The organism is Candidatus Binatus sp., from assembly GCF_036567905.1.
GTDB lineage: Bacteria > Desulfobacterota > Binatia > Binatales > Binataceae > Binatus.
The window spans coordinates 13,703-40,437 of the sequence record NZ_DATCTO010000089.1 but is presented as its reverse complement, the minus strand read 5'-3'; the positions used below and the strand labels follow the sequence as shown (position 1 = coordinate 40,437).

Genomic DNA, 26,735 nt, shown 5'->3' with positions numbered 1-26,735 from the left:
TCAACTCTTAGAGTAATTGCTCACGGAGTCAAGCGAGAAAGATTCGGTCAGGCGGCGGCGAAACGCGCGGGCGCGAGCACGGACGCGTCGAATCTGTCCGTGGCGCCGGCAACGATCAGGTCGGCGGCGATTTGGCCAATGGCGGGACTGCTCTCGATGCCGAAGCCAGCCTGACCCGCGAGCCAGAAAAATCCCGAGACGCGAGGGTCGGCGCCAACTACGGGGACCGAGTCGGGCGAAAAAGTGCGAAGCCCAGCCCATTTGCGCTTCAAAGTACGCGGCACAATCGCGGGCGCGAGCGCGCGCAGACGCTCAAGCGCGGCGGCAATCACCTCGTCGTCAGGCTGAGCGTCGGATGGAAGGGTCGGTTCCTGATCCATCGGGCTCAGCAGCAAGCCGCCCGACTCGGGGGTGAAGTAGAGCTGATCGCTTTCGCTGATGACGAACGGCCATCCACTCACGTCGGGGCCGGGCGGGGCAGCAAAGGTGACGATAGTGCGGCGCCGGGGCTCGAGCCGTATCGGCGTCGCACCGGCGAGGCTGGCGACCGGGCCGGCCCATGCGCCGGCGGCGTTGACAACGCATCGCGCGCGAAGGGTACCCGCGTCGGTCACGACCGCGCGGCAACGGCCGTTTTCAACCACGATCGCGCGCGCTTCGCTCCCGGTGCGAACGAGCGCGCCGCGGCGGCGGGCGTGACGGAGATAGCTGGTGAGAAGTTCGTGCACGTCGATTCGGCCGCCGGCGGTAAGTATCAGCGCGCGCTCCGGTTGGTCGAGGAGGAGGGCGGGCACACGAGCCTTCGCAGCCGCGCAACTCAGCGACTCGAATGCCACGCGGTCGCGCCGGAGTCCGGCGGCAGCGCCGTCGAAATCGCGCAAGTTGGGCGCGCGAAACAGAATCATCACCGGGGTCGGAATCAGGATGGGATTATCGGCGAAGCCGGCCGGAGGATTTCGCAGGAATTCCCCGCCCATTGCTTTGAGGCGCTGCACGGCGGGGAGCGGATCGAACTCGACCAGGCTTGCGGCGCTGCGGCCGGTGGAGTGATAGCCGTGCTGGCTCTCTCGCTCCAGGAGCGCAACGTTGGTCACTCCGCGCTCGGTCAGAAAGTACGCGAGCGAAGCGCCGGCGATGCCGCCTCCGATGATGACCACGTCGAATTCGGTTGTGTTTGGCATTGATACCAGCGGGGCCGCCGAGCCGGTCTATCCGGCCTGCGTCAGATCAATCAGCTTTGAAGCGCAAGCGAGCTGATCCGCATTGAGAGCCGCACTTGCCAGCGCATCGGCATCGCGGCGGCCGAGAATCGGAGCGGTAAGCGTCATGAATTTGCGGGTCAGATTCTCGCGCTGCACAACCAGGTCGGATGCCGGCTGGCCCGAGTCCGATTCAGCCTCGAAAATCCGTCCGTTGCTTTTGACGACGACCGTCGCGCGCGTGGATGGAGTCTTTTCGGCGCCCACGACACGGACCCGATCGCGCAAGGACACCACCCGCGCTTGCGTCACCTTCGCATCGGTGAAGGTCTGGAGATCGCCGGTATCTTCCCCGAGCAGCGCCATCGCGATCGTCACGCGCAAGCTGAATTTGCCCTCGAGGCCGGTCTTCGGCTGCTGGATATTGCAGACGCCGAAGAGCGCGGGATGAACGCGCACCTCCACTTCATCGATGGACTGGGGATCGACGCGATGCTCGGTGCGAATCTGCGCAGCCGCATTAATCGGCGCGTGGGTGAGATAGCAGGAGGCGTGGTACTTGAACAGCGTCTCGCGAATCAGGAAGCGTCCGGCAAATCGATCGAGCACTTCGCGCGATGGTTTGGCGCCGGCGTGGGTAGCGGCGAATCCCTGCGCGGTCTCGATGATTTCGGGATTGGAAGTGTAGCCGCCGCGCGCGGCGAGTGCGCTGAACAATCCATTGGATGCGGCGCGCCCCGCATGCAGCGGCTTCGCCATCGTTCCGAAACCCGACTTGAGGCCGGCAGCTTGCGTACCCGCAAGCCCCAGTGCGCGCAGCCATCCATCCTCGTCGAGGCGCAACATATGCGCGCATGCGGCCGCGGCGCCGAAAGTTCCAAGGGTGCCGGTGGAGTGAAATCCGATCGCGTAATGCTGCGGGCCGATCATTGCGCCGAGCCGGCACTCGAGTTCGATGCCGATGAGCAGCGCTTCGAGCACCTCGCGCCCGCCGAGTCCGGCGCTGTCGGCCAGCGCGAGCACCGCCGGGATCACCGGGACGGACGGATGACCGCCCATCGCCGTGTGAGTGTCATCGAAATCGAGCGCATGGGCCGCGGCTCCATTTACCAGCGCCGCCGACATCCGCGACGCGCGCCGCTTGATGCCGATGAGTCCGGCTTCGGACGATCCTTCGGGCTTGGCGATCTCGCTTACGAGGATCTGCGTCAGCGGTTCACGCGATCCGGCAACTGCGACGCCGAGGAAATCGAGGATGCAGTGGCGTGCGACCTCGCGCGCATCTTCCGGCGCCTGCTCCCATCGCATGGCGCGAACCGCGCGGACCAAGCCGAGTGTGGCAGCGAAATTTTCCGGCGTTGCTGAAGTACTCATGCGGCTGAACTCCGTCGAATCGCCCAGGCGTTGGACTTTTTCATACCTGCAAAATCTACCACACATTTTACGGCTTGCCCGGTGCCGGATGGGTGGGTTATCGTCCACCCCAAGCGGGCATAGCCCGCCTATCATTAAGGAGATCATTCACATGCGTGAAGTTTCGATAGTCGGCGCCGGTATGGTGAAGTTCGGAAAGTACCTCGACACCAGCATGAAGGTTCTCGCGCGCGATGCGGTAAACGGCGCGCTTTCGAGCGCCGGGCTGGAGCAAAAACAGATCGAGGCGGCGGTAGTCGGAAACGCAGCCGCCGGGCTCATCACCGGCCAGGAATGCATCCGCGGACAAGTCGTGCTGCGCGAGATGGGCATCGGCGGCATCCCGATCGTCAACTGCGAAAACGCCTGCGCCAGCTCCTCGACGGCGTTTCATCTGGCGGCGCTGTATGTCGCCTCGGGCATGTACGACGTGGTGCTCGCGCTGGGCATGGAGAAGCTTTACCACGCGGATAAGAAGCGCACGTTCGCGGGATTCAGCGGCGCCGTCGATGTGGAATTGGTGCAGCAACTGCTTGCCGACATGAACGCGCAACAGGCCCGGCTCCAGGCCGAGCGCGAAGCTCGCGGCGAGGCGCCCAGCAAGGCGGGGGGCGCGGGAGAATCGCGCTCGATGTTCATGGACTTTTACGCGGCGGGCGCCCGCGCGCACATGATGCGCTACGGCACTACCCGCGAGCAGTTCGGACGCATCGCGGTGAAGAACCATCGCAACGGCAGTCTGAATCCGCACGCGCAGTATCAAGAGGTCTACAGCCTCGAGGACATTTTGAGCTCGCCGATGGTGGCCGACCCGCTCACGCGGCTGATGTGCTCGCCCATCGGTGACGGCGCCGCCGCGACGATTCTGTGCGCTTCCTCGATCGCCCATCGTTTTACGAACAAGCCGGTCAAGGTTCTCGCGTCGCTGCTGTCGTCGGGAAGCGATCATGGCGCCGACCAGCCGGGCGTGGTGCCGCGGGTCGCGAAGCAGGCCTACGAGAAGGCGGGGGTCGGACCCGAAGATCTTAACGTGATCGAATTGCATGATGCGTCGGCGCCGGCCGAGTTGATGACCTACGAGGAACTCGGCCTGTGCAAGCCCGGCGAGGGCGGGAAGATGATCGACGAGGGCGTCACTGAAATTTCCGGCCGCATACCGGTGAATACGTCGGGCGGGCTGCTCGCCAAAGGTCATCCGGTAGGCGCGACGGGAGTGGCGCAAATCTGCGAGATCTTCTGGCAGTTGCGCGGCGAAGCCGGGAAGCGGCAAGTCTCGAATCCGAAGGTGGGGCTAACCGAGAATGGAGGCGGCATGGTTCGCGGCGAAGCGGCGGCGGTGTCGATTCACGTTCTGGGGATCTGAGCTGGGCAAAATCCGCTTGCAGGGAGGGCCATGAACGCTGCAATTGCTGTGGTCTTCTCACTGGTCCTTGCGCTAGTTTCACGCCCCTCGCGCTGCCGCTGGCGATCACCGGTGGCGAAATCGATTTTCTGGTGAACTTTTTCGAGGATATCTTTGGCGGCAGCAGCGAGCCTCCGACGCCGCGCCAGTTGATGCACGGCCGCCACCCGCTGTATCCCGTGATACTGGGTTTCCCGAACGGCCTGATCCCGACCGAAGAGTCCGCGGGGACAAAGATATGTGGGGACCCGCATCCCGACACCACGCCGCCTCTGCAGAGCGAATACAACGGCGATCTATGGAACGGATTTACGCAACAGGACAACAGATGTACTGTTCCATCTCTTCTTGGTGGCAATGCGATGAACAACAACCCTTGCATCTTAGGTTGCTGCAAAGTTCACGACAATTGTTACAAGCAGCATCAGTGCAACTGGTCGTCATGGATTTGCACAGACGGCGGAATTCCGCCCATTCTGCCCTGCTGGGCGTGCAACGATACAGTTGTGAATTGCATCACGGGTTGTTTGAAAAAGTAAGATATGCGGATCCATAGAACATCGACGATGAGATTAACGGCGTTGGTTAGCGGTGCGTTGTTCGTGACCATCTGTCTAAGAATGCCAGGAGCAAGCGGCGGAGGACCGCTTCGATTTTTCCTGCTTTCTCTTGTGGTATTGCTTCCAGTTACGTTGGCGCTGGTCAGGTATTCTCGACGAGATTCCTGGCTCATCGCTCCTCTAGTTGTGATTGGAGTCGTTGTTGGAATAATGATCGACGTTGCTCTAGACACAAAAGAAGACAGAAATCTATTTCCAATTGAAATAGTTGTGGCGTGTGCGCTAGCTACACCGCCTGTAGTAACTGGGGCAGCGCTGGGCTGGTTTCTGAAGAAGCAGGTTGCTAATGCCGGACCAGCAGAAAATCGCGAGAATCCTCTTCAGGACGGGCAACGCCAATAATTAGAAAATGCGCATTGAGATTACTGGCGGCGGTCGGCGGCCAGTTTAGACGGCCAACCTCGATCTCTTTGGTGGCGGCAGCAGCGAGCCTCCGACGCCGCGCCAGTTGATGCACGCCCGCCACCCGCTGTATCCCGTCATCTTGGGCGTCTCCGACGGTCTGATTCCGAGCGAAGGTTCCGAGGGACTAAAGGTTTGCGGAGACCCGTATCCCTCCAAGCAGCGCCCGCTCAGCGGAGAACCGCAATACCAGAAGCCCGGCTCGAGCGCGGGAGGAGGATTGACACCGGAGCAATACGACCGGTTCGCTGGAAACATTGAGAGTCTCACGGTCGGAGGGGCCCTGGCTGGCTGCGCGTGCGGCGCAGCCGCCGGATCATTTTTCGCTGCTGTGGGCGCGGGCCCGGGCTGCATTGCCGGGATGCCGGTCGGGGCCGGCGTATTTGTGTATATGGGCTATCGCGGGGCCTCGCGCGGCACGCTGCCCCAGCCGCAGGAAGACTTGCCACTCGGGCAGTCCGGGCTTCCTTGACGATAGTGCCGCGTGTAAGAGGGTTGCACAACGCGCGACGGTGAAGTTATGGCTAAGTGGGCTGAATTCATTCTCGGAAAGCCTTATGAGTCGGAACTTAATGACCCGGCGGCCTTGGTCTTTGCGCTTGTCGGCGGGGTCACAGGTATTGTTGCTGTGTGGCCCTTCGCAGGGGCGTGGGTGGCCGAGACACTCCTGCGTTTAGGGTTCACCCTATGGGCGTTGGTTCCCGGTTCGCTGGCAGCTGTAATCGGCGGGCTTTTGGGTTTAGCCGTTGGTAAAGTCGTGGACCGAAGGGCGTCGGAACGGACGCGGTTTCTTATCCTGCGCTGTCGACAGGTTTCCTTCCTTATGGCCTGCGCCGTAGGCCTTGTTTATTCCTTGGTTTACCTGCGCTCAAATTCAATTATTTTCTTTGTGGCGTGCGTTTCAATGGTTCTGGCTGCCTTTGGCCAGACACGGTGGCGTCCGCGACCGCGCGTGCGCGGGTAAGCCATGGAAACCTGGCGGCGATATACTGACTCGGGCTATTCATCTTCCCGCTTCATCGATCGTGGGCGACCATGTTACCGCAATGCCTGCGCGTGACCATCAATTTAGCGCGCGTTCGGAACTCGGACCCGATCGAAATCGAGCACCTATGACCCGGCGGGGAATCCGGCGGTAGGTGGCACGGCGGACGATTAGCGCCATGATCGCGCGGGCAGGTTTCACTACGGCGTGGCGAAACGGTACTTCCCATCCTTGAACTCGATCCATCGCCCGCGGTCCGTGACCTGGCCGCCTACGTCGATTTGCGTGCGCAAGATCATGAGTTCCTCTTCGGTCGGCACTTCGAGAATCTCGAGCTTGGGCGCGATCGCGGGCTTGAAACTCATTTCCTCGAGCACCTGTTCGAGCGTGACGAAGGGCGCGATTGCCTGGATCATGAGCTGGCAGTCGGCTCCGTACCCGAACATCGCCCACGGCGTGTAAACCCTCCATGGGCCGGTGCCGGGTGGAAGGCCGTGGCGCTCACGGGCGCCGGGGCCGTCGAGAAAACCCGGCGACGAAATGAAGTCCACGCGATCGACGAACTTGCGCTTTTGCTGATCGGTGACCAGGATTGTGCGCCATGCGAGCGCCGCGATGCTGTCGGCGCCGCCGGGGCCGCCGAAGCGCCGGCCCTCGCCGCCTTCATATTTGCCGACCACGGTGGAATTGACGTTGCCGTAGCGATCGACCTGAAGCGTCGCGAGGATGCCGTAATCGACGTAGCCGAGTTGCGCGAGGTCGGCCGCGTAATTCATCGTGCCCCACTGAAGCGCGCGATAATTGGCGGGCGAGCTGATCATCGTCATCAGCGGATCGAACGGCACCCGAGCCTCGGGCCCGACGCAGCCATCCTCAGTCAGGTACTGGAGGTTGGGCGCGCTCATTCGCTTGGCGAGCAGCACCGAGTTCATCGGCTCGCCGCCGCCGCCAACCCAGTAGATGTACTTGTCGTCAACCAGGCGCGAGATCTGACAGATGACGAATTCGCGCTCATTGAAGTCGGTAGCTGGGGTGCTCACGAGGCATAGCCCTCCCGGATGGTTTCGCGGCGGCGGATCTCGGCCAGTTTTTCGGTTCCCACCACTTTCTGCAGGTACTCATCGTGCGAAGCCACCGAGTACACGTGCTTCTTGAGGTACTCGGTAAAATCGCCGCGGAACATCGCGCCCATCGCTTCGATGACTCCCATCGGATCCGACGCGTAGTATCCCTGCACGGTTCCCGGGTAGGCGCCGAATGGGGCGTGCACGACCGCGTCCACGGTGAAGTGAGCGATCGAGGTGCGAGCCGGATCGCGCCGGAATTCGTCGGTCGCGACGATCTCTTCGGCGGACACGATCACCCGCTTCGACGCAAGCGCGCATTCCGCGTGCGCGATGCCGGTTCCGAAGACGCGCGCGTTGCCGAACTCGTCGGCCTGATGAACGTGGATGATCGAGACATCGGGGTTGAGCGCCGGGAGCAGCAGAACCGGTTTTCCGGTGAAGGGGTCCTCGACGGTTTTGCAGCCCGAATGCTGAAATCCGTCGGTCCCGCCGAAACTGCGCGTGGGCATGAAAGGTATCCCCATCGCGCCGGCCTTGAGGCGCAGCGTCATCAGCGCGTTGGAGTACTCGTAGATGGTGCACTTCTTTTCGCGCACCGCGCGCGCGATCCACGGGCCGAAGCCGATGAAGCCGATGTCGATCCGATCGGCGCATCCTGCTTCAACCAGCAGCGCGCATGCGACGTAGGTGAATTTGCCGCACAGCCATAGATTTTTTTTGCGCTGGCGGATGATCTCGCGAATCAGCGACGACGGTCCCCGCTGAAAGTAGTTGCAGTCGTAGGCGAGGTAGTCGCCGTCGCGTACGAAGCGCTCGACCGCCTCTTTGTGCGTCATCAACTTCGAGACCATCTGATGCGGTTTATGGTCCCGCACGCTCGCCCGATAACCGTCGGGGTCGACTTTCAGATAGTCGGTTTTGCCTTCTTCCAGAATCCGCATGTGCTCAATTCTCCCGAACCTCTCGAGTTGCCGGCAGCGCTGCGATTCAGATTTGGATCCCGGACTGCAGCAGGATGCCGTTGTGAATCAGGAAACTTCGGATGGTGTTGCCACGCTTGGCCTGTTCCCGACCTTCGGCGCCGCCTTTCGCCTGAAAATCGGTTATGCGTTCCGCCATCGAGCGCCTGCCCTTGATGCTGATCTTGGTTTCCTTGCCCTCTTTGCGCAAAAGGCAGGCGGCGACGATCGCGTCGGGGTCGAGTTCGAGCGTGGCGCAAAACTCGGCAAGCAGTTCGAGCCTCGATTTATCCTCGGTGGGCTCGACGCCCGATTGCTCGCGCAGTCCCTGGTACCAGATCTTGACCGAGTCGTACTCTTCGAGCGGTTTATCTATTGACGCCATCGTTATTTTCGAGTTGCGCGTGATTCTATCGGTCGATTGCGCGGTTCGATGCAGCTTACTCGGGAAGACCGAACATCCGCGCGAGCGCTTTGATTTCCTCTTTTCGCCACGGCAGCGGCGCCGGCGCCTGGATCATCTTTGCCGCCTTCATCTGCTCGGTCACTTTGGGATCGGCCTTGAAGGGCTTTCCATATTCGCCCTCGAAGAAGATCTCTTCCAGCGGCGGACGCGGACGCTGTCCGCCTGCTTCCCACGACTCCGCCGGATAACCGACCAGCAGCACAAATAGCGGAATCCATTCCTTGGGCGCCTTCACCAGCTTGTTGATCGCGTCGTGCTGAAAGGCGGTCAGGCAGACGCCAAGTCCCTCGTCAACGCCGGCGAGCATAGCCTGGCAAATCGCGATGCCCGCGTCCGATGCGGCGGATGCCGCCACCGATGCCAGGTTCGGGTTGTCGGCCAGCGGCTTGAGAATGTTCGGCCAAACGAATTCATCGACGAACTTATGGCTCCAGCCGTGGGTGGCGTTCAACGCGCCGACATCGACCAGCTTCTTCAGCCGCGCCTGCGCCCCCTTGTACGCCGCCATATCGACGTAAGTGTAGATGTGCACCGGGGCGAGCTCGATGGTGAGTGCGGAGACCGGGGTCTTGAGCGCGTCGAGGGTTTCACGGGGGATATTGTCCCGAATCACGACGATCGCTTTCAGAAAGGTCGCGTTGACCGCGCATGACGCCAGCCGCGCCGCCTCCAGCATGATCTGGATCTTTTCGCGTTCGACTTTGCGCCACGATTGAAAGTAACGGATCGATCGGCGCCGCCCTACCACTTCTTTGAATTCCATCGACTATTCCTCCAGCTAAATAGGGCCGCCACGGGATGGGAGACCCACCGCACTAGGTTTGGTTTGCCGCAGTTTCACTCGCCCGATGGCGCTGCCCGGCGGAAGCTTACGCCGACCGCAGTCGCGCCGACAAGCGCAACGATCTCGATCAGTTGATGAAAAGCGGAGGCGGCCGGCAGCATTGCTCTCCCGGCGCTTCGTCCATTTGCAAAGGTCGGCGGATAGATGAGACAAAACGATTCAACTCGGGAAAGCCTGATTCGACAAGTGGAGCCGGCGGAAAATGAAACAACTGATTGATCTGCATGGAAGGCGTGCGCTGGTAACGGGCGGCGGCCGCGGGATTGGCCGCTCGATGGCGCTTGCGCTGGCCGACGCGGGCGCCGAGGTCGCGGTCGCCTCTCGCTCGCAGGGCGAACTGGACGCGGTCGCCACCGAGATAAAGGAGCGCGGGCCGCGCGGCTTCGCGGTCATCATCGACGTGATGAGCCGCGAGCAGATTACCGCCGGCGTCGATGAGGCTGCGCGCAAACTCGGCGGTCTCGACATTCTGATCAACAACGCGGGCGGCGTGATCGCGGAGAACCCGCTGCACCTCGATCCGCTCAATCATGACCCGCGCGCGTTCGAGGACAACCTGTTCATGAACCTGACCCAGGCATTCTATGCGACTCACGCCGCGCTCCCCTACATGATCAAGCAGAAGTGGGGCCGCATCATCAGCATCGGTTCCGGCTATGCGAAAAACGGCGGCGGCCCGCTGGCCTACTCGGCCGCCAAGCACGGCCTGATCGGTTTCACGCGGTCGCTTGCTTATGCCGCCGCCCCGCACGGCGTCAATGTGAACGTGCTATGTCCCGGATGGACCAACACCAGGATGGTGGACTGGAACATCCTGGGCGCGATGATGGGGGTGAGTGCGGCCGAGGCCAAACGATTCGCCGAGAGCCAGAACATCCAGAAGCGAATCGTCGAGCCTGATGAATTGGGCGCGATGGCGGCGCTGCTCGCATCCGACGCCGCCAGCGCGGTGACCGGACAGGTCATCAGCGTTGACGGCGGATTCATGATTTAGCCGGGTTGGATAGTCGCGCTCTATTCGAGATGATCGATCACCTTTCCGAAGCCGAGCGTCATGTCGCTAAGCATGTAGCTCGCCCCAATCACCCGCTTGACCGGCAGCCGGTTCCACGGGTCCAGGCGCGAGCTTTCGGCGAAAGCGATCGAGCCGACGCCGGTCCATGCCTCGATTACTCTGACTTCGGTGTGCGTCTCGATGATCTCGGCGCATGACGGACGTCCGTTCTCTTCGGGCGAAGGAATCAGGCGCATGCTGACCGGCGGCGGCGCGGCGGAATGGCCATTGCCGGCCGGCCGCTCCGGGCGAACGATCGCGCTGGCGAGGCGGATGCCTGGCGGACGTTCGAGCGTTCCATAGATCATGTCGCGATCGTTTTTGAATTCAATTTGCGCGAGCTTCTTCGGAAAACCCCAGATTTCGCGCCCGGCCAGCATCGGCGGCTCGGTGGTCACCGCGATGTGCATGACGTAGTTCATCGGGCGGCCCTTGTGCTCGGCCAGGAGCGAAAGAATCGCTTCGTTGTAAGGACCCAAAGTGGTCCACGGATATTCGTAGAACGAAAGTATCGCAGTGGCCGGCTCGCTCAGCGCCAGCGGCGCCGGCAATGCTTCCAACGCGGCTTCGAGGTCGGTTTCGAACGCGACCGCGATCGAGCGAGTGTTGCGATAGTAGAACGGCGGGCGCTGATACGCGGCGGCGTCCGCCGGCATCGAGTATCCTGCATTGCTGAGGTTGAGACGTCCGTGTTTGGCCATAGTGCGATCCTCCTCGGGCGGGATTTTCATACTTGTGGCACTGGTTCGGATAGCGAACAAGCGCGCGAACTAGCGGCGCCACAGGATGTGAGCATCTTCGAGCGGAATACTCACTCCGGAATGCGATGGAACGATGCGAGGTGTGTAGTCCGATGCCGGGCGCGAAGCGGGGACATCGGCGGCATAGATGCGCCATCCTGCAGAAGGCTCGGCGCTGTCACCGTGCGTCATTTCCGATAGAAACGGGGGCTCGGCGTCGAGCGGATCCGCATAAAGTTGTACGCGCACCCAGTCGGCACGCAGCTCTCCGAGATGCACCTCAACCCGCAGCGAGTGCTTTTGTGGACAGCTCTCGACGCGAAGCTCACCGAACTTCAGCGACGCCCAGTGCTCGGCCAACTCTTGTTTCCATTGGAGCAGGGATCCGCCGTAGGCGCCTTGGTCGCTTGCCCGCTCACGATATGCCGCAGCAGCAGGGAGATAATATTTCTCCGTGTACTCGCGCACCGCCCGATTGGCCGAAAAGAGCGGGGTCAAGCGTGACATGCTTTCACGCATTCGCGCGACCCACTCGGTGGCGATGCCATTGTTGCCGCGGTTGTAGAACGCCGGAATGACCTTCTTCTCCAGAGTATCGTAGAGTTCTTCGGCTTCGGCCGCGTCCCAGCCCGGGTCATCGCCATGCTCCTTGCCATCGCCCAATGCCCAGCCGACCTGGGGCGAGTACGCTTCGGCCCACCAACCATCCAGTTCCGACAGATTGAGGCCGCCGTTGACGAGCACTTTCATTCCGCTGGTGCCGCATGCCTCCCAAGGCCGGCGAGGAGTGTTGATCCATAGATCGGCGCCCTGTACCAGCCGCTCGGCCAGCACCAAGTCGTAGTCGCTGAGAAAGACAGCGTGGCGGCGCACGTCGATCCGCTGGACGAAATCAACCCAGGCCTTGACCAGCGCCTGGCCGGCGATGTCTTGCGGATGGGCCTTGCCGGCCATCACCAGCTGAACCGGACGTTGAGGATTGGTCAGAATGGAAACGAGGCGTTGGGGGTCATACAGGAGCAGATTGGGGCGCTTGTAGGTTGCAAAGCGGCGGGCGAAGCCCAGCGTCAGAGTGTCTGGATCGAAAATGCTCTCGGCGGTTTTTGGATCTCCGCCGCGAGTGGCAAACTCGCTGGCGAGCCGCTCTCGCACGAAGCGAACCAATTCGAGACGGTGCTTTGCGCGAAGTTCCCACAGCGCGCTGTCCGGGGCGCGGCGTATATCATCTCCGACAGTTTCCATGGTCCCGCGCCAACGCTCGCGGCCACAGGTCTGCGTCCATAGCGCATCGGCAGCCGCGGAATCCCAAGTCGGTGTGTGGACTCCGTTGGTGACATGTCCGACCGGGACCTCTAGCTCGGGCCAGGAAGGAAAGAGAGGCTGGAAGATTCGCCGGCTCACGGCGCCATGCAGGCGGCTGACAGCGTTGATTGCTCCGCTGCCACGAATGGCGAGATAGGCCATGTTGAATGGCTCATCCTGACGGTCCGGATGCAGGCGGCCCAGGGCCAGGAGACGCGGAAGATCCAGGTGAAGCCGGTCTTCGGCGTAGCGCGAGAGGAAGCGGGTTATCAAAGCGGGAGCGAAGCGATCGAAGCCGGCCTCAACCGGCGTGTGGGTTGTAAAAAGATTGCCGGCGCGCGATATGGCCAGCGCAATTTCGAAGGATTGACCGTTGTCGTCCATAAAGCTTCGTGCGCGCTCGAGCACCGCGAATGCCGCATGGCCTTCGTTCAGATGGCAAACGTCCGGTTTGATCCCGAGGGCGCGCAACAGCCGCCAGCCGCCGATCCCGAGCACCAGTTCTTGTGTCAACCGGAGTTCAGGTCCGCCGCCGTAGAGTTCGCTGGTGATGCCGCGATAAACCGGCGCGTTCGCCGGGTCGTTGCTATCGAGCAGATAAAGTCTCAGGCGGCCGACCTGTACCTGCCAGGCGCGTAGCCAGAGTTTTTGACCCGGCAAGATGACGCTCAACCTGAGCCACTCGCCGTCCTTGTCGCGCACCGGGGTTACAGGTATCTGGCCGGGGTCGTTGTAGGGGTATGATGCGCGTTGGCTGCCGTCGGCGTCGATGATCTGGCGAAAATAGCCTTGGCTATAGAGCAGCCCGACCGCGACGAGCGGAACGCCAAGGTCACTGGCGGCCTTTAACTGATCTCCGGCGACATTGCCTAGTCCGCCTGAGTAGATGGGGAGTGCTTCGCTGAGCCCGAACTCCATGCTGAAGTAGGCGACGCAATTTAATTGCGGGCTACCATGAGCGCGCTGAAACCATGCAGGACTTTTGAGAGTGCGGCGCTGTCTTTCCAGGCGCTCCTTAAGCTGATCCCGGAATTCCGGATCGTCGCGGAGCGACTCAAGTCTGGTCCGGGAGGAGGTTTGCAGAACGACCCACGGATTATGGGTGAGTGCCCAGAGTTCCGGGTCGATCTTGTTCCACAGCGGATCGGTCGAGTGGTTCCAGCAATTTCGCAGGTCCAAAGCCAGCTCGACCAACGCGCCGAGATCTTCGGATTCTAAGTTCCACAGAGTCTGATGCAGCTCCGGCATTCGTGCCCCTTGACTCTAAGCAGGCGGGTGCAGGCGCACGCGTCCGCGGTTAATCGACAAGTGCACTTCCAGCACCAGGTTTCTCAGCGCGTCATTTACCCCGCCGCGAAGCGGCCGCGCAGCCTCGCAGGCGAGATCGTCCAGCGATAACAACCCGACCAATGCTCCGTCCTGATTGACGACCGGGAGCCGGCGCGTGCGTTTCTGCCGCATCAACTGCGCTGCGGAGCCCAGTTCGTCCTCGGTGGTGCAGGACACGAGCATGCGGGACATGGCTGTCTCGACCCGTATCTCTTCCAGCGGTCTGCCCTGGGTATAGGCGGCCATACAAATGTCGCGGTCGGTCAGAAAGCCGATCGGTCGGCGTTGGTCGTCAACTACCGGAACCGCCCCGCAAGGCTCTTCCCACATTATTTGCGCCGCCTTGGCCAGCGAATCTTGGGGACGGCAGGTTTTGACGTCACGATTCATGATCTGCTCAACTTTCATCGGCGTCTCTCCAGCGCTTAAGCTCCGAAGAATTCTGATCGGAAGACCAAAGGATACAATTGTCCTCCAATTTCTTGTATTCCGCTGCGGCAGCCTCGGATCGCGAACACGAATCAGGCGGGGATACTCATCGGTACAAACTCTACTTTGGCTTAGGTTCAGTTAAAACTGTTTCCGAAGGACACAGTCGCGATTCAGTGGCGGGGCCGCAGATTTTTCAGCGGTCGGGTGTTGAGGACGTCTTGCTTTTCGATCCAGCCGCGCCGCGCCTGATTGACGCCGTAATCGAGCAGCGCGAAATCGCGAGTCGAATGCGAGTCGCTCGATATGACCAGCTTGACGCCGGCCTGTTTGGCGGCAATGCAGGCGGTGTCGCTCAGGTCCGATCGGGCAGGCTGGGAGTTGATTTCCAGGGCACAGCCCTCCTCGCGGGCGACCCGGAGGATTTCGCTGAAATCGAACTTGCTGGGCTCGCGATGCCCGAGCAAGCGGCCACTTGGATGGCCAATCACGTCAACGTTGGGATTGCGAATCGCCTTGATCATTCTGCGGGTCATCTGGGCGGAACTTTGTTCGAGCTTGTAATGGACTGAGGCGACTACCCAGTCGAGCTCGCTGAGCGCATCGGCGGGCAAATCCAAGCTGCCATCGTCCAGGATGTCGACCTCGATGCCCTGAAGGATTGAGATGCCGGAGAGTTTTTTCCTGACCCGCTCGATCTCCCGCCTTTGCTCGTGCAAGCGCTCAGGATCGAGGCCATGGGCCATCGCCAGGCGACGAGAGTGATCGGTAATTGCAACATATTCGAGACCGCTCTGGCGAGCTTGACGCGCCATTTCCTCGATCGATGCGTGTCCGTCGGTGTACAGAGAATGGGTGTGAAGATCGCCGCGAAGGTTTTTACGCTCAATCAATTTGGGCAGTTTGCCGGACGCGGCTGCTTGTATTTCGCCGCGGTCCTCGCGCAACTCCGGCGGCACCCATGACAGCCCCAGCGCGCGGTAAATCTCTTCTTCGGTCCTGCCCGCGATGACCGCATCGCCGCGAAAGAGACCGTACTCGTTGAGCAAGAGTCCGCGCGACTGGGCGATGCGCCGCAGATGCACGTTGTGGGACTTGGATCCGGTGAAATAGGTAAGCGCCGCGCCGAAACTCTTTGGCGCGACTACGCGCAGGTCCACCTGCAGACCGCCTTTGAGTACGACGCTGGTCTTGGTCTGGCCCGAGCCGATTACCTGGGTGATGCCCGGGAAGGCGGTGAAATGCTTCATGACCGCGGCGCAGTCGGCCGCGGCGGCTACAGCGTCGAGATCGCCGATGGTCTCGCGCCGACGCCGAAAGCTGCCGGCCAGCTCGAACTGGCGGATTGCCGCGCATTTTCGCAAGTGGGCTTCGATCTGCGCGGCGATCCGCGTCGCCTCGGCATAGAGCATTCGCTTTCCCTGGCCGGTCTCGGGCCGCAGCAATGATTCGCGGATTCGATCCTCTATCTTCGGACCAAAGCCGCGGATTTTCCGGATCGCCCCGGACTTGACGGCTCGTTCGAGATCGCCGCGGTCGCGAATCTGCAGGAAGTCGATCAGAAGTTTTAACCGCTTGGGACCCAGGCCTGGAATATCTTTCAGTTCGAGGAGCTGGGGCGGGAACTTTGCGGCCAGCTCGTGGTGCAACGGCAGGTCGCCGGTCTTGACGATCGTCGTTATTTTTCCCGCCAGATCGGCCCCGATACCGGGAATTTCATCGATCTGTTCTTCGGTTAGACCGGCGACTTGCGCCGGTTGATCGCGAATCGCCCGAGCGGCGTTGCGGTAGGCGCGTACGCGAAAGAAATTCTCGCCCGCCAGCTCCAGCATATCGGCGGTCTGGTCGAGGACGTTGGCGACATCGTCGTTTTCCATCGTTACTGTATCTTGCCGCGATGGCGGAGCTCTTGCACGGTAACGATGCGGACTCCATTGGCAGACAACTCACGGCGAAGCAGATCGTCGCGCCGCGGCTCGAGCGAGCGACAAAGGTCCCAGATCACGTTGACCTGAAAACCTTCCTGGAGAGCGTCTTCGGCGGTCCACCTGACGCAAAAGTCGCGAGCGAGGCCGCAGATAAAAATTTGCCGGGCTCCGCGATTCTTCAAATACCCTGCCAGTCCGGTCGGCGGCCGATTGCCTTTTGGGTCCCAATTGTTGCGAAGCGCGCTATACGAATCGATCGCCGCGTTGGTCGCCTTTCTAATGATCGCAACCGCCCGCGCCCATGGCATCCCAGGGTGCAGGCTGGCGCCGGCAGTCCCTTGCACGCAGTGATCGGGCCAAAGGATTTGTTCATGGCCGTACAGTTCGATCTTCTCAAACGGTCTGCGCCCCGGGTGGTTGCTTGCAAATGAGACGTGTTCAGGCGGATGCCAATCCTGAGCTGCGACAATCAGCTCGAAGAGCCCGGCTTCCATCAAATCTGCAATAGGCGAGACGATCTCATCCCCACCTCCAACAGGTAATGCACCGCCTGGCAGGAAGTCCGACTGGAGGTCGACTACCAGCAAAGCCGATCGCTCCTTGTCCAGGGTTATCGCCATGTCAGTAGTGGACGGCAAGGACCTTGAAGCCGCGCTCCTTCAACGCGTGTGCCGTGCGTTGCGCGCTGGTCGAAGGAACCAGCACGTATAGAATCTCACGTTGCGTACCTCGCCGGTACGTCCCGACACCGAGGAGAGGACAAATCGAGCGGACGAGGCTGGTTGCGGCCGCTATCTCTCCGGAGCCACTCAGATCGAGATCAATTCTGGAACTGCCCTCGGCAGCAGCTCCGAGCACGGCCTCCAGCACCCGCAGCATATCGGTGGCGGTTATGATGCCGACCAGCTTGCCCTCCTCGACCACCGGGAGACCGCCGATCTTGTTGGTCATAAGCAGGTGAGCGGCTTTCTCGACCGGCGTGGAAGGATGGACCGAAAATGGATGGGCGCTCATGGCCGCATCGACGCGCGTGTAAGCCAACTGTCCGATGTGCAGGCGTGTGTCACGGTCGGTCAGAATACCGACCAGTCTTTCCTTATCCACCACCGGAACCTGTCGGAACCGGCCGGCTTCCATCTTCTCGTGCGCTGCTTCCAGCGTGTCACTCGGCGCGACAGTCACAGGCTTCGGGGTCATCAGCTCGGCAACTATCATTGGCGCTCCTTTGAGCGAGGTGCCGGCGGCCAGAGCGGCAGAGTCAGATCGGCACTGGGTTGCGATCCAGGATCCGGAGTGCGCCGGTCAAGCTCAGGACATCGTTGGTGCCGTCCTCGATCAGCGACGCGCGCGCGTCGCGGAAGATCTTCTCGATGGGGTACTCGCGGCTGAGCCCGTTGCCGCCGAAGATTTGCAGCGCGTCGGAAGCGACCTCGAACGAGGCCTGGGTGCAGAAGGTCTTGGCCGCGATTGCATACTCGAGATCGATTGCGGGCGGAGGATCGTTGTGCACCATCACGGCGCGCGACAGCGCGCGGCATGCCTCGACCCGGGTGAACATGTCGAACAGGCGCTTTTGGACGAGTTGATGCTCGCAGATCGGCTTGCCGCCCTGGATGCGATCCTTTGAGTAGTCCAGCGCGGCCTCGAAGGCGGCGCGCGCAACGCCGGTGAACACTGCCGCCATTGTGCTGTTCGCGTTGGTCAGCGTAATCGCCGCCACCATCGGGAAGGCCTCGGGCGTGGCGAGCACGTAGCGGTCCGGGATGCGCACGTTGTCGAAAAAGATCTCGCCCTGGTTGAGCGCCCGCTGGCCGATCTTGTTGAGCGGTTTTCCCTTGGAGACGCCCGGCAGATTGAAGGGAATGAACACGACCATGCCACCGGCCGGCTGTCCATTGGCCGCCGGCGCCATCAGGTACACGATTCCGTGGGTCGAGATCGTGCCGTTGGAAACCCACGCCGCCTTCTGGCCGTTGATCACGTAGGAGTCGCCGTCGCGCCGGATGGTCGCGCGTCCGGCGGGGCTGGCTTCACCTTCGCTCGCAAGGAACATCGCCCAATCCGAACCGTGATTCGGCTCGGTCACGGGCCATGACCCGATAAAGCGGGCGTCGCGGTCGGCGATATAGGGCTTGACGAAAGCGTCGATAAGTTCGGGATTTCCGGCCATCGCCAGCGCACCAAACGGAGCGCCCGCGACGCCGAGGCTGATCGCGAGGTCGGCGCCGCCCCATCCGAGCTCCTCCAGAAAGATCTGAACCCCAAGCCCGTGCAGGCCCAGGCCACCGATTGCTTCAGGGAAGGAGGCGGTGTGATAGCCAAGCGCATACGCCCGGCGCATGAAGGTCCACAGCGAAGAGCCGGGCGCGATGACATCGCGCGGGTCGGGCAGGCGGTCGAGTTCCATTGCGGTCGGCCGCAGCACCTCTTTGGCAAAGCGGTGGACGTTGTCCCTGAGCGCGCAAAGGTCCGCGGGCAGATTGCGGTCCATTTCCATGTAAGCGTCCATCGCCAACCTCCCGCAGCCGGCTACCGGCTACGAACTGCCACCGGCAGGGATGAAGCTCGTCGGTATGTCCAGCGCCTTATGGACGAATTCGAGTTCCTGCTGGCGCCATGGCAGCGGAGCGGGCGCCTGGATCATCTTGTCGCGCTTAAGTTCCTCGACCACCTTGGGATCGCGCTCGAATGGCTTGCCGTGCCCGTTGACGAAGAACAGTTGTTCGAAGGGCAGCTTGGGCCGCTGGCCGCCCGCTTCACGGCTCTCGAGCGGGTAGCCGACGCTCATCACGACAATCAGATGGGCGGTTTCGGGAAGATTGAACACCTTGCGCATCTTGCGCTCGCGCACGCCGCCGAGCTCTCCGGTGCCGATGCAGCAGGTGCCGAGGCCCTCCTCGTAGGCGACCAGGGTGGCTTGGCCGATCGCCTGTCCGCAATCCATCTCGGTGAGTCCGGATTTGAGCATATCCTCGGCGTTCATGCGGAAGTAGGGAATCAACAACTGATCGAGCGCCTTGTGCTCGGCGGCTTCGTCAACGCCCATCACGCGCGCCGCGACCAGTTCATGGAGCCGCTCGCCCTGGGTCAGGTGGCCGCTCTTGCGGTCGAAGATCGCCTCTTCCACCCAGTACCAGAGGATTACGGCCGGGCAGTGCTTTAACTGGCTGGTTCCGAGCGGGGCGACGAGCGCCGCCCAATTTTCCGGCGGGGAGGAATCGCGGAACATCACGACCGCGCGCAGCGCCTGCACGTTGCCCCAAAACGAGGCGAGCCGCGCGGCCTCGAGCATCTTCTGGATCTTGGCGCGCTCGACCGGCCGGTACGGATTGTAGAAGCGGATGGTGCGTCTGATGCCGATTGCTTCCTTGAGTTCCATGCGTGTTTTACTCAGCTCCTCAATGTGTTGTGTTCGCTGTCCACCAAGGCGTCCTTGTCGCGGTCCCGGGTGGCAGGGGTAATGCCGTGTTGCTTTAGTTGCGCCTTCTGAATCCGGTGGGTTTCGGTCTTGGGCAGGCTTTCGCGGAAGTCGAAATAGCGCGGCGCCATGAAGCTCGCCATCCGCTCCTCGCAAAGGAGGCAGACCTTGCTGCCTTGCTCTTTTGCGCGCTCGGACAACAGCGAAGCTGGAGAATTAAATCTGGGCCGGGCCGTTTCCATCTGAGTGAAAGCTCGCTTGCCGCCGATCGCCTTTTCGCCGCGCCGCGCTCGGGCCGCTTGGGTCCCGCGTCCGCTCTGCTCAGCCATCGTGCGTCCTTCCAGCGCCTTGCGGTGCGCATTCACCATAAAGACATGACCATAGATTTGAAAACATACGCAAGAGTATGCGTTCGTTCGGTAGCAGGAGCCAACCGGCGCACCTTTCACAGGATGTTTGAGGCCGCCTTTTTTTGCTGTCCTTCCCGCGCGTGGCTGCCGCGCGAGGAATCCCTAAATCCGCTCCTGAGCGAGCCAGATCATTCGTCCACGTCCGAGAGAAACGCCGCCACCGCGGCGCACGTTCCTACTACAAGTGTGGCCTCACGCCTGCTCGGCGTCTTCCCTTCCTTCCCATGCCGCGCGGAATCGGATGCATAGCCCCAGAGTTTGTCTACAGCTATATTCAGTGGCACCCGCAGACCGAGCTTTGGAATCAATTTTCCCAGCGTAGCCCTTCGGTTCCCGGCCCGCTCGCGGGCGGCGGACTCCAACGACGCCATGGCGTGCTGTATTGCGCCTGTCGCATCGGCTGTCGGCCGACGCGACAGATCGTTCAGCGCCTCGCGCATTTCAGAATGCGCAACTGACAAACCCCGCGCTTCCAGATTATCGAGTGCAGATTGAAATGATTTTTCGAAGCCTTCGTCGCCGCGGATCTGGAGTTGCCCCTCAACCAATTTCCAGCCAACCCCATTCTCCTCAAGAGCGTTGTTGACTTGTTCTTCAAATTGTTTGGCCCGCTGCGCAAAGCCTTCAACGGATTGTCGGTCCGTAAGAAACTGGGAAGTGGTCTCTACGCAGTCGTAAAATCTGAACCACTGACACTCCATAACCTCCTTATCAAATTTACCAAAAATCAAGCTGGATGAGCTTCGCTTTAGAATAGGCTCAAGCCGGTCGCACAGTTTCGATAGATCGCGTTCGTAGGAATAACCGCACAGTACGTGGATGGCAAAGAGAACGTCTGATCGCAATTGCTTGGGAGCCGATTCACGCGCGATAATCTTTTGGCGCGTATATCCGTGTCTTTTTGAAAACGGCGCACTCACGATCAAGTTCCGGATAAAATTCCCTGACAAATTGGCGAAAAGGCTACTTTACCGCTTCTTCCTCGTTCGCGGCTTCATTCCGGCCAGTGGCAGCGTCTCGGAGACCCTCTCCTCCGTGGGCGCCGCCTGCAACGTCACGTCGCGCCCCGGATAATCGACGCGCTTGCCCTTGAATGCTTCCTCGATCGTGATCAACTGAATCCTCGGGTAGTCACGGCCCCATGAATCCGAATGCCAAAGGCCCGCCTTCGCGGCCTCCGAACGCATCTCGGCGCTAGGCTCGTACATCGAGAGCAGCACGCCGATGGGCGCGTTTTCGCGCTCGACGGTGCCGCGCAAGTCGCGAACCATCCACGGGCTGAGGTTCTTCCCCGCCTTTACCGATACGACAATCCGATTGCTGCGCTGTGCGGCGGGATTGTCGATGAACCTGATCACCCCGTCCACACCGCGGTCCATCCCCTTCTTTCCCTTTTTCTGGTCCGGTTCCCCGTTGGCGATCGGACGCGCGCCAATCAATGGCAGCGCCCACCATTGAAAGTCGTAAGGATCAGTTCCGGCCAGTACGCGCGCCCCCTCGGCGTCAGCGGGCACGCCGTGAACTTGGTACTCAATTCCGGGGAAGGCGGTGTCGAGACGATTGCGGATGAGGCCAATCGCAAGGTGCGTGATGTCGATCCCAATCCAGCGCCGATTCAGCCGTTGCGCGGCGTGCAGCGCGGTGCCGCATCCGCAGAAGGGATCGAGGACGACGTCGCCCTCGTTTGACGAAGCATTGATCATGCGTTCGAGCAGCGCAACGGGCTTTTGCGTCGGATAGCCAAGCCGCTCAGCTGCTTGCGCAGCGACTGGATTCAGGTCAGTCCAGACATCTTGAAGCGGCACGCCGGGCATCTCATCGAGGTATCGTTTGTAGGCTGGTACCACACCGGGACCTGTTTGAATGACACGGCCCTGTTGAATCAGCTCCTGCATTTTTTCTTTGCTGTAGCGCCAGTATCGAGTTACTCCCATAACTTCATAGCGAGGGTTACCCTTTGCCGCTCCACCTGGCCCGGTTAGATCGCCCAGTCGGTATCGTCGGCCAGTCTCCGGCTCTACAAACTTGTAGAAGCCCTCAACGTATTCGGGATCGTAAGGCGTGTACTGTGGGTTCCACGTCCATTCACCGCTCTTCGTGTAGAACAACAGCAAATCGTGAATCCGGCCGTACTGCCGGCGGCCTTGCTTCGTGTCGCTGTGCGCGCTGCTCCGCTTCCAGACAATTTCGTTTTTGAAAATGGTCGGGCCAAACACCGAGTCCAAAATGAGCTTCAAATAGTGGCTCGCGGTTGGGTCGCAATGCAGGTACAGCGATCCCGTCGGCTTCAGCACCCGCCTGAGTTCCGCCAGCCGGATCGCCATCATCACCAGGTACGCCATCATGTCGCTCTGGCCCAAAAACTGGCGCATCGACTCCATCAGCGTAACCAGCCGCCCAGGGACACCGCGTTTTTCGGCGTCGGTGTTGGTCAATTCGGCGTAGGTCTTCTCCGCCGTGATGTCCCAATGCCAGTAGTCCTCGAAGGCGCGAATTTGCGCTTCGGACTCGGTGCCGTGCTCCTTGAAGAGCACGTTGTAATCGCGTTCTGAGTTGAACGGCGGATCGAGATAGACGAGGTCGATCGATTCGCTCGCGAGGTTCTCGCGCAGGACGCTCAGATTGTCGCCGTAAAAAAGAAGGTTCCCCGCCATGGGAAAAAAAGCTTATCCGTTTCTTGTCCGCACCGGGAGTGGGTACTGCGGGCGGGACGGGGAAAAAAGCGGGATTCTTCGCCCGGCAGCCACACGCGGGGATGATAACCCCAAAGAGCGCGGACGGAAAAATCCTGTCTTGGGTCAAGGGGCTGGCCCCTTGACCTGCCTGATGTGCCGCCGCGCCGTGCTAGCGGTGGCTGCGCTGGCAGGTTCCCATCAGCGTTGCCTGCTCGACGATGTGTCCTTGCATCGCCGCTTCCAGTTGCGCTTTGGTGGGCCGCTTAAGATCCGGCATGAGGCTATCCAATGCGTAGAGCTTGAAGAAGTATCGATGGCGTCCGATCGGAGGGCAGGGGCCGCCATATCCGGTCCTTCCCCAATCATTGCGCCCCTCGCAGGTCCCCGCCGGCAAGTGCTCGGGCTTGACGGCCTGCGGCAGCCCTGCGGCCGAGGGCGGGAGGTTGTACAGCACCCAGTGGACCCACACCATCTGCGGCGCGGCGGGATCGGGCGCGTCAGGGTCGTCCATAATCAGCGCAAGGCTGCGCGCAGCGCTTGGCGCGCCCGACCACGCAATGGCGGGCGAGACGTCTTTGCCATCGCAGGTATGGACGGCGGGAATCTCCTTTCCGTTGTCGAAGGCAGCCGATGTAAGCGCCAAGGGCATCAAAGTACCTTACTGCCGTTTATCACTATGGCGTCAACCCTGGAAGGCGGCCTTTTCGATGTCGATGCTGGTGTGGCGATCCTCCTGAGCGGGCGACCAGTTCCACAGCATGTACTGATAGTGGCGGTAGCCGCCGGCGAAGTGCAGGCCCTTGACGGGCCCGGGCAGAATTCCGTCGTAGGGCATCCAGTTCGGATACTGATACGGCTCCCAGGCGTGGTAGATGACCAGTTGGTCGGGGCGTACGCACTCGGTCAGCTTGGCTCTCACCACGGAATCGCCGTAATCGTTGAACACCCGGATGTAGTCGTGGTCGGTGATTCCCCTGGCCGTGGCGACGGCAGCGCAGTATTAAGCCGTTGGCAGGGGCCGCGCCCGCCAACGGCGGGCGGCCTTAATACTGGGTGCAGGGGTCACCCCTGGTCACCCCTGCCGTGCGTGGGTGACATCGCGCGCATGAGGGGTTAGCTTCTGATCATGCGGCTTGGCGCGATCGATGTCGGATCCAATTCGGTGCACATGATCGTCGCCGATGTCGGCCGCGATGGCCACGTCGAGGTGGTCGATCGGGTCAAGGAGACGGTGCGGCTGGGCCGGCGCGCATTCATGACCGGACATCTGATGCCCGAGGCGATGGATCTGGCGGTGCGGGCGCTGGTCAACTTCAATCGCATCCTGCGCCTGCGCAAGGTGGCCAAGGTGCGCGCGGTGGCGACCAGCGCGGTGCGCGAGTCGAAAAACCGCGCCTCCTTCATCCGGCGCATCCGGCGCGAGACCGGTCTCAACGTGCAGATCATTTCCGGCACCGAGGAGGCGCGGCTGATCTTTCTGGCCGCGCGCCACGCGCTCGGACTCGACGGCGGACCGCATTTGTTGATCGACGTCGGCGGCGGCAGCGTCGAGCTGGTGCTGGTTCGCGACGGCCGGCCGCTGTGGATGAAGAGCGTGAAGCTGGGCGCGGCGCGTCTGGCCGAGCGCTACCTTACCGACGACCCGCCCAGCCGCGCGCAGCTCAAGCGGCTCGAACGCCATCTCAACGACGAGATCGGCGCGCTGCTGAAGACGGCGCGCAAGGCGGGCGTGGTGCGCGCAATCGGAACCTCGGGCACTATCAACACCCTGGTCGCGATGGCGCGCGCCGCGCGCGGCGACGAACTGGAGCGGATGCACGGCGCGAGTGCGACGGCCGCGGAGGTAAGCAAGCTCGCGGGCCAGCTGGTCTCGGCAAATTCGGCGCTGCGCTCGGAGCTGCCTGGCATCGACGCGAAGCGGGTTGACCTGATGCCGGCCGCGGGCGCGCTGGTGGACTTTGTGCTCAAGCGCTCGGCGGCGCCGGTGCTGGTCGCATGCACGTGGGCGCTGCGCGAGGGCCTGCTTCTGAGCCTGGCGAGCGCGACCATTCGCGGCGGCGGCGAGCACGCGCGCCGGCTCTCGGTAAATGCGCTTGCGACCCGCTTCGCCGGCGTGAACAAGCACGGACATCAGGTCGCGAAGCTGGCGCTGAAGCTGTTCGATGCGACCGCGCCGGTGCTCGCGCTGCCCAAGAGCTCGCGCGAGTTGCTGGAATACGCGGCGTTGCTCCACGACATCGGCCACGCGATCGATCACGACCGCCACAATCGCCACTCGTACTATCTAATCAAGAACGCGGAGCTGTTCGGTTTCGATCCGGGCGAAGTCGAGGTGATCGCGCAGGCGGCGCGCGGCCACCGCAAGCAGGCGCCGAAGCTGGACTCGCCCGAAATGGACGGCCTGGCGCCCTCGAAACGGCGTGTGGTCCGCGGTCTCGCCGCCATCTTGCGCGTCGCCGACGCGCTGGACCGAAGCCATTTCAGTGTGGTCAAGAATATCGAAGTTCGCTACTCTCCCGGTAGGCTCATCATCGCAGTCGATTCCAACAACGAGAAGGCCGACCTCGAATTGTGGACATGCGAGAGGAGGACGGACCTGCTCTCGAGGCTGCTCGACCGGCAGGTGACGCTGGAGCGTTAGCCGCGGCCGCGGCGCGCGCCAACGCGAGGGAAGCCAATGGGCAAAATGGCTAATCGGCGCGTAGTGGTGGTGGGAGCGGGTATCGCGGGACTCAGCGCCGCGCTGCGCCTGCGCCAGGCGGGCGCCGAGGTCACAGTATTCGAATCGAGCGATCGCGTCGGCGGCCGCACGAGTTCAGAGACCCACGACGGCTACCTGTACGAGCGCTGGACACAATTTTTCACGACCACCTATCGCAACGCCTTGGGGCTCATCAAGGAGATGGGACTCCAGGCCGAGCTGAGAACGACCAGTCCGTGGATAGCGGTGTTCAAAGATGGGCGGCCGCATCGGATGCCGGCTGGAATGCGGTTTGCCGTGTATGCGGTGAGGAGCGGACTGCTAAGCGTGCGGGACCTCGTCCGATTCACCTGGCATACCACCAGCTTGCGATGGCCGGCGCTCGATAACTACTCGGCATGGGCAAAGTACGACGACCAGGATGCCGCGAGTTGGAGCGCGCCGCGCCTGGGGCGCGGGGCGGAGTTCCTGCTCGAGCCGGTACTCGCGGGCGGCGTGATGCAGCGGATCGAGGAAACCTCGCGCGCATGCGCGCTGGCAGTGCTGGCGGTAACCGCCAACGGCCGGAGCAAAGACATGACGCTCGCGCGGGGCAACGACTCGCTGCTGCGCGCGATGGCGGCGCGGGTCGACGTCAAACTCGAGGCTCCCGTCCAGGCGGTCGAAGCCTCGCCCAACGGCGTGACGGTGCGACTGTCAGGAGAGACGGTTCACGCCGACGCGGTGGTGCTGGCAACTACGGCTTCGGCGGCGGCCGGAATTTACCGCGCTGGAGACAGGATCGAACGCGAGCTCATGGCGACCCCCTATGGTTCGGTGATCAAGGTCGGTCTGGCGACCAAGCGCAACTGGTCGAACGATCCGGGGCTCGGCAATGTGTGGGCGATGATGATACCGCGCGGCGAGCGCCGGCAAATTGTTTCCGTCACGATCGAATCAGCCAAGGACCCTGAGCGGGTGCTTAAGGGCGGCGAAATGCTCAACCTGTTCGTTGCCCCGGATAACGCCGAGCGAATGATGGAGTGGCCCGATGAACAGGTGGTGAGCGCGGTTGCCGACGACGTCGAGCGGCTGTTCCCCGGCGCGTTTGCCGCGCAGCAGTTCACGCGGGTAGTTCGCTGGCGCGAGGGGATGCCGAAATCGCCGGTCGGGCGCGCACGGGCGCTTGCCGAATACCGCCGCACACGGCCGCGCGACGCCACGGTGTGGTTGGCGGGCGACTACATGGGGATGCCGTATCTCGAATCGGCGATCGAAACCGGCACTTGGGCGGCGCACCGCATCGTGGAAGGCTGAGCGCAAGACCAGCGGCGCGTCGCCGGCTGCCGACGATCCTCGCCTCAAACCAAATCAGGCAAATCGATAAAAAAAGGCACGCCAAGGCTTCACCAT

Annotated in this window: 23 protein-coding genes and 2 pseudogenes; 4 read left to right on the top strand and 21 right to left on the bottom strand. The window is 61.9% G+C overall.

Features of this window, described 5'->3' with window-relative positions; all coding sequences use genetic code 11:
- Positions 1-47 precede the first annotated feature (47 nt).
- Both VIO10_RS13630 and VIO10_RS13625 read right to left on the bottom strand, forming a co-directional pair.
- Complete coding sequence (locus tag VIO10_RS13630) at positions 48-1,181, bottom strand: FAD-binding oxidoreductase (protein ID WP_331965195.1); 1,134 nt, start codon at positions 1,179-1,181, stop codon at positions 48-50.
- A gap of 27 nt (positions 1,182-1,208) precedes the next feature.
- A complete protein-coding gene (locus tag VIO10_RS13625; RefSeq protein WP_331965192.1) occupies positions 1,209-2,573 on the bottom strand; it encodes an MmgE/PrpD family protein in 1,365 nt (454 codons plus the stop codon).
- A gap of 151 nt (positions 2,574-2,724) precedes the next feature.
- Here VIO10_RS13625 and VIO10_RS13620 point away from each other — a divergent pair, with 151 nt between their 5' ends.
- Positions 2,725-3,975, top strand: coding sequence for a thiolase family protein (locus tag VIO10_RS13620; protein WP_331965188.1), 1,251 nt, complete (start codon positions 2,725-2,727; stop codon positions 3,973-3,975).
- Between the two features lie 463 nt (positions 3,976-4,438).
- On the opposite strand, the gene VIO10_RS13615 is transcribed toward VIO10_RS13620, so the two are convergent.
- From VIO10_RS13615 to VIO10_RS13590, 6 genes are all read right to left on the bottom strand, one after another.
- A complete protein-coding gene (locus VIO10_RS13615) occupies positions 4,439-4,747 on the bottom strand; it encodes a hypothetical protein (protein ID WP_331965185.1) in 309 nt (102 codons plus the stop codon).
- Positions 4,748-4,917: 170 nt separating this feature from the next.
- Positions 4,918-5,100, bottom strand: coding sequence for a hypothetical protein (locus tag VIO10_RS13610; protein ID WP_331965182.1), 183 nt, complete (start codon positions 5,098-5,100; stop codon positions 4,918-4,920).
- A 1,121-nt stretch (positions 5,101-6,221) separates the two neighbouring features.
- Entirely contained in the window at positions 6,222-7,061 is an 840-nt protein-coding gene (locus tag VIO10_RS13605; RefSeq protein ID WP_331965179.1) for a CoA-transferase, read from the bottom strand.
- Positions 7,058-8,029: a CoA transferase subunit A gene (locus tag VIO10_RS13600; RefSeq protein WP_331965176.1), complete on the bottom strand. Its 972-nt coding sequence runs from the start codon at positions 8,027-8,029 to the stop codon at positions 7,058-7,060. Before VIO10_RS13600 ends, VIO10_RS13605 begins: the two co-directional genes overlap by 4 nt.
- Before the next feature lie 46 nt (positions 8,030-8,075).
- Positions 8,076-8,432 (bottom strand): hypothetical protein, encoded by a 357-nt coding sequence (locus tag VIO10_RS13595; protein WP_331965173.1) that lies wholly within the window; start codon positions 8,430-8,432, stop codon positions 8,076-8,078.
- 55 nt (positions 8,433-8,487) lie between these two features.
- Positions 8,488-9,276, bottom strand: a complete 789-nt coding sequence (locus VIO10_RS13590) for a nitroreductase family protein (protein ID WP_331965170.1) — start codon at positions 9,274-9,276, stop codon at positions 8,488-8,490.
- A 283-nt stretch (positions 9,277-9,559) separates the two neighbouring features.
- On the opposite strand from VIO10_RS13590, the gene VIO10_RS13585 reads away from it, so the two are divergent.
- The gene (locus VIO10_RS13585; RefSeq protein ID WP_331965167.1) at positions 9,560-10,351 is read left to right on the top strand and encodes an SDR family oxidoreductase; all 792 of its coding nucleotides are present in this window, start codon (positions 9,560-9,562) and stop codon (positions 10,349-10,351) included.
- Between the two features lie 20 nt (positions 10,352-10,371).
- Here VIO10_RS13585 and VIO10_RS13580 read toward each other — a convergent pair whose 3' ends face one another.
- From VIO10_RS13580 to VIO10_RS13520, 13 genes and pseudogenes are all read right to left on the bottom strand, one after another.
- Entirely contained in the window at positions 10,372-11,112 is a 741-nt protein-coding gene (locus VIO10_RS13580) for an acetoacetate decarboxylase family protein (RefSeq protein WP_331965164.1), read from the bottom strand.
- A gap of 69 nt (positions 11,113-11,181) precedes the next feature.
- Positions 11,182-13,701: an alpha-glucan family phosphorylase gene (gene glgP, locus VIO10_RS13575; RefSeq protein ID WP_331965161.1), complete on the bottom strand. Its 2,520-nt coding sequence runs from the start codon at positions 13,699-13,701 to the stop codon at positions 11,182-11,184.
- 15 nt (positions 13,702-13,716) lie between these two features.
- Positions 13,717-14,190 carry a CBS domain-containing protein gene (locus VIO10_RS13570; RefSeq protein WP_331965159.1) on the bottom strand — a complete coding sequence of 158 codons (474 nt, stop codon included), beginning with the start codon at positions 14,188-14,190 and terminating at the stop codon, positions 13,717-13,719.
- Positions 14,191-14,384: 194 nt separating this feature from the next.
- Complete coding sequence (gene polX / locus VIO10_RS13565) at positions 14,385-16,088, bottom strand: DNA polymerase/3'-5' exonuclease PolX (RefSeq protein ID WP_331965156.1); 1,704 nt, start codon at positions 16,086-16,088, stop codon at positions 14,385-14,387.
- 2 nt (positions 16,089-16,090) lie between these two features.
- On the bottom strand, positions 16,091-16,759 hold the full coding sequence (gene pncA, locus VIO10_RS13560) for a bifunctional nicotinamidase/pyrazinamidase (RefSeq protein WP_331965154.1): 669 nt from the start codon (positions 16,757-16,759) through the stop codon (positions 16,091-16,093).
- Between the two features lies 1 nt (position 16,760).
- Positions 16,761-17,354 carry a CBS domain-containing protein gene (locus tag VIO10_RS13555; protein WP_331965152.1) on the bottom strand — a complete coding sequence of 198 codons (594 nt, stop codon included), beginning with the start codon at positions 17,352-17,354 and terminating at the stop codon, positions 16,761-16,763.
- A gap of 43 nt (positions 17,355-17,397) precedes the next feature.
- On the bottom strand, positions 17,398-18,648 hold the full coding sequence (locus tag VIO10_RS13550) for an acyl-CoA dehydrogenase family protein (protein WP_331965150.1): 1,251 nt from the start codon (positions 18,646-18,648) through the stop codon (positions 17,398-17,400).
- 27 nt (positions 18,649-18,675) lie between these two features.
- Entirely contained in the window at positions 18,676-19,518 is an 843-nt protein-coding gene (locus VIO10_RS13545) for a nitroreductase family protein (protein WP_331965147.1), read from the bottom strand.
- An 11-nt stretch (positions 19,519-19,529) separates the two neighbouring features.
- Complete coding sequence (locus VIO10_RS13540) at positions 19,530-19,886, bottom strand: hypothetical protein (RefSeq protein WP_331965144.1); 357 nt, start codon at positions 19,884-19,886, stop codon at positions 19,530-19,532.
- A 209-nt stretch (positions 19,887-20,095) separates the two neighbouring features.
- Complete coding sequence (locus tag VIO10_RS13535) at positions 20,096-20,887, bottom strand: AbiJ-NTD4 domain-containing protein (RefSeq protein WP_331965141.1); 792 nt, start codon at positions 20,885-20,887, stop codon at positions 20,096-20,098.
- Positions 20,888-20,935: 48 nt separating this feature from the next.
- Positions 20,936-22,621 carry a DNA methyltransferase gene (locus VIO10_RS13530; RefSeq protein ID WP_331965138.1) on the bottom strand — a complete coding sequence of 562 codons (1,686 nt, stop codon included), beginning with the start codon at positions 22,619-22,621 and terminating at the stop codon, positions 20,936-20,938.
- A gap of 190 nt (positions 22,622-22,811) precedes the next feature.
- Positions 22,812-23,291, bottom strand: coding sequence for a YbhB/YbcL family Raf kinase inhibitor-like protein (locus VIO10_RS13525; protein ID WP_349259250.1), 480 nt, complete (start codon positions 23,289-23,291; stop codon positions 22,812-22,814).
- 33 nt (positions 23,292-23,324) lie between these two features.
- Positions 23,325-23,615 (bottom strand): annotated as a pseudogene (locus VIO10_RS13520) (molybdopterin dinucleotide binding domain-containing protein); the annotation flags it as partial.
- 153 nt (positions 23,616-23,768) lie between these two features.
- On the opposite strand from VIO10_RS13520, the gene VIO10_RS13515 reads away from it, so the two are divergent.
- Both VIO10_RS13515 and VIO10_RS13510 read left to right on the top strand, forming a co-directional pair.
- On the top strand, positions 23,769-25,283 hold the full coding sequence (locus tag VIO10_RS13515) for a Ppx/GppA phosphatase family protein (RefSeq protein WP_331965132.1): 1,515 nt from the start codon (positions 23,769-23,771) through the stop codon (positions 25,281-25,283).
- 30 nt (positions 25,284-25,313) lie between these two features.
- Positions 25,314-26,639, top strand: a pseudogene (locus VIO10_RS13510) (protoporphyrinogen/coproporphyrinogen oxidase); the annotation flags it as partial.
- Between the last annotated feature and the right edge of the window lie 96 nt (positions 26,640-26,735).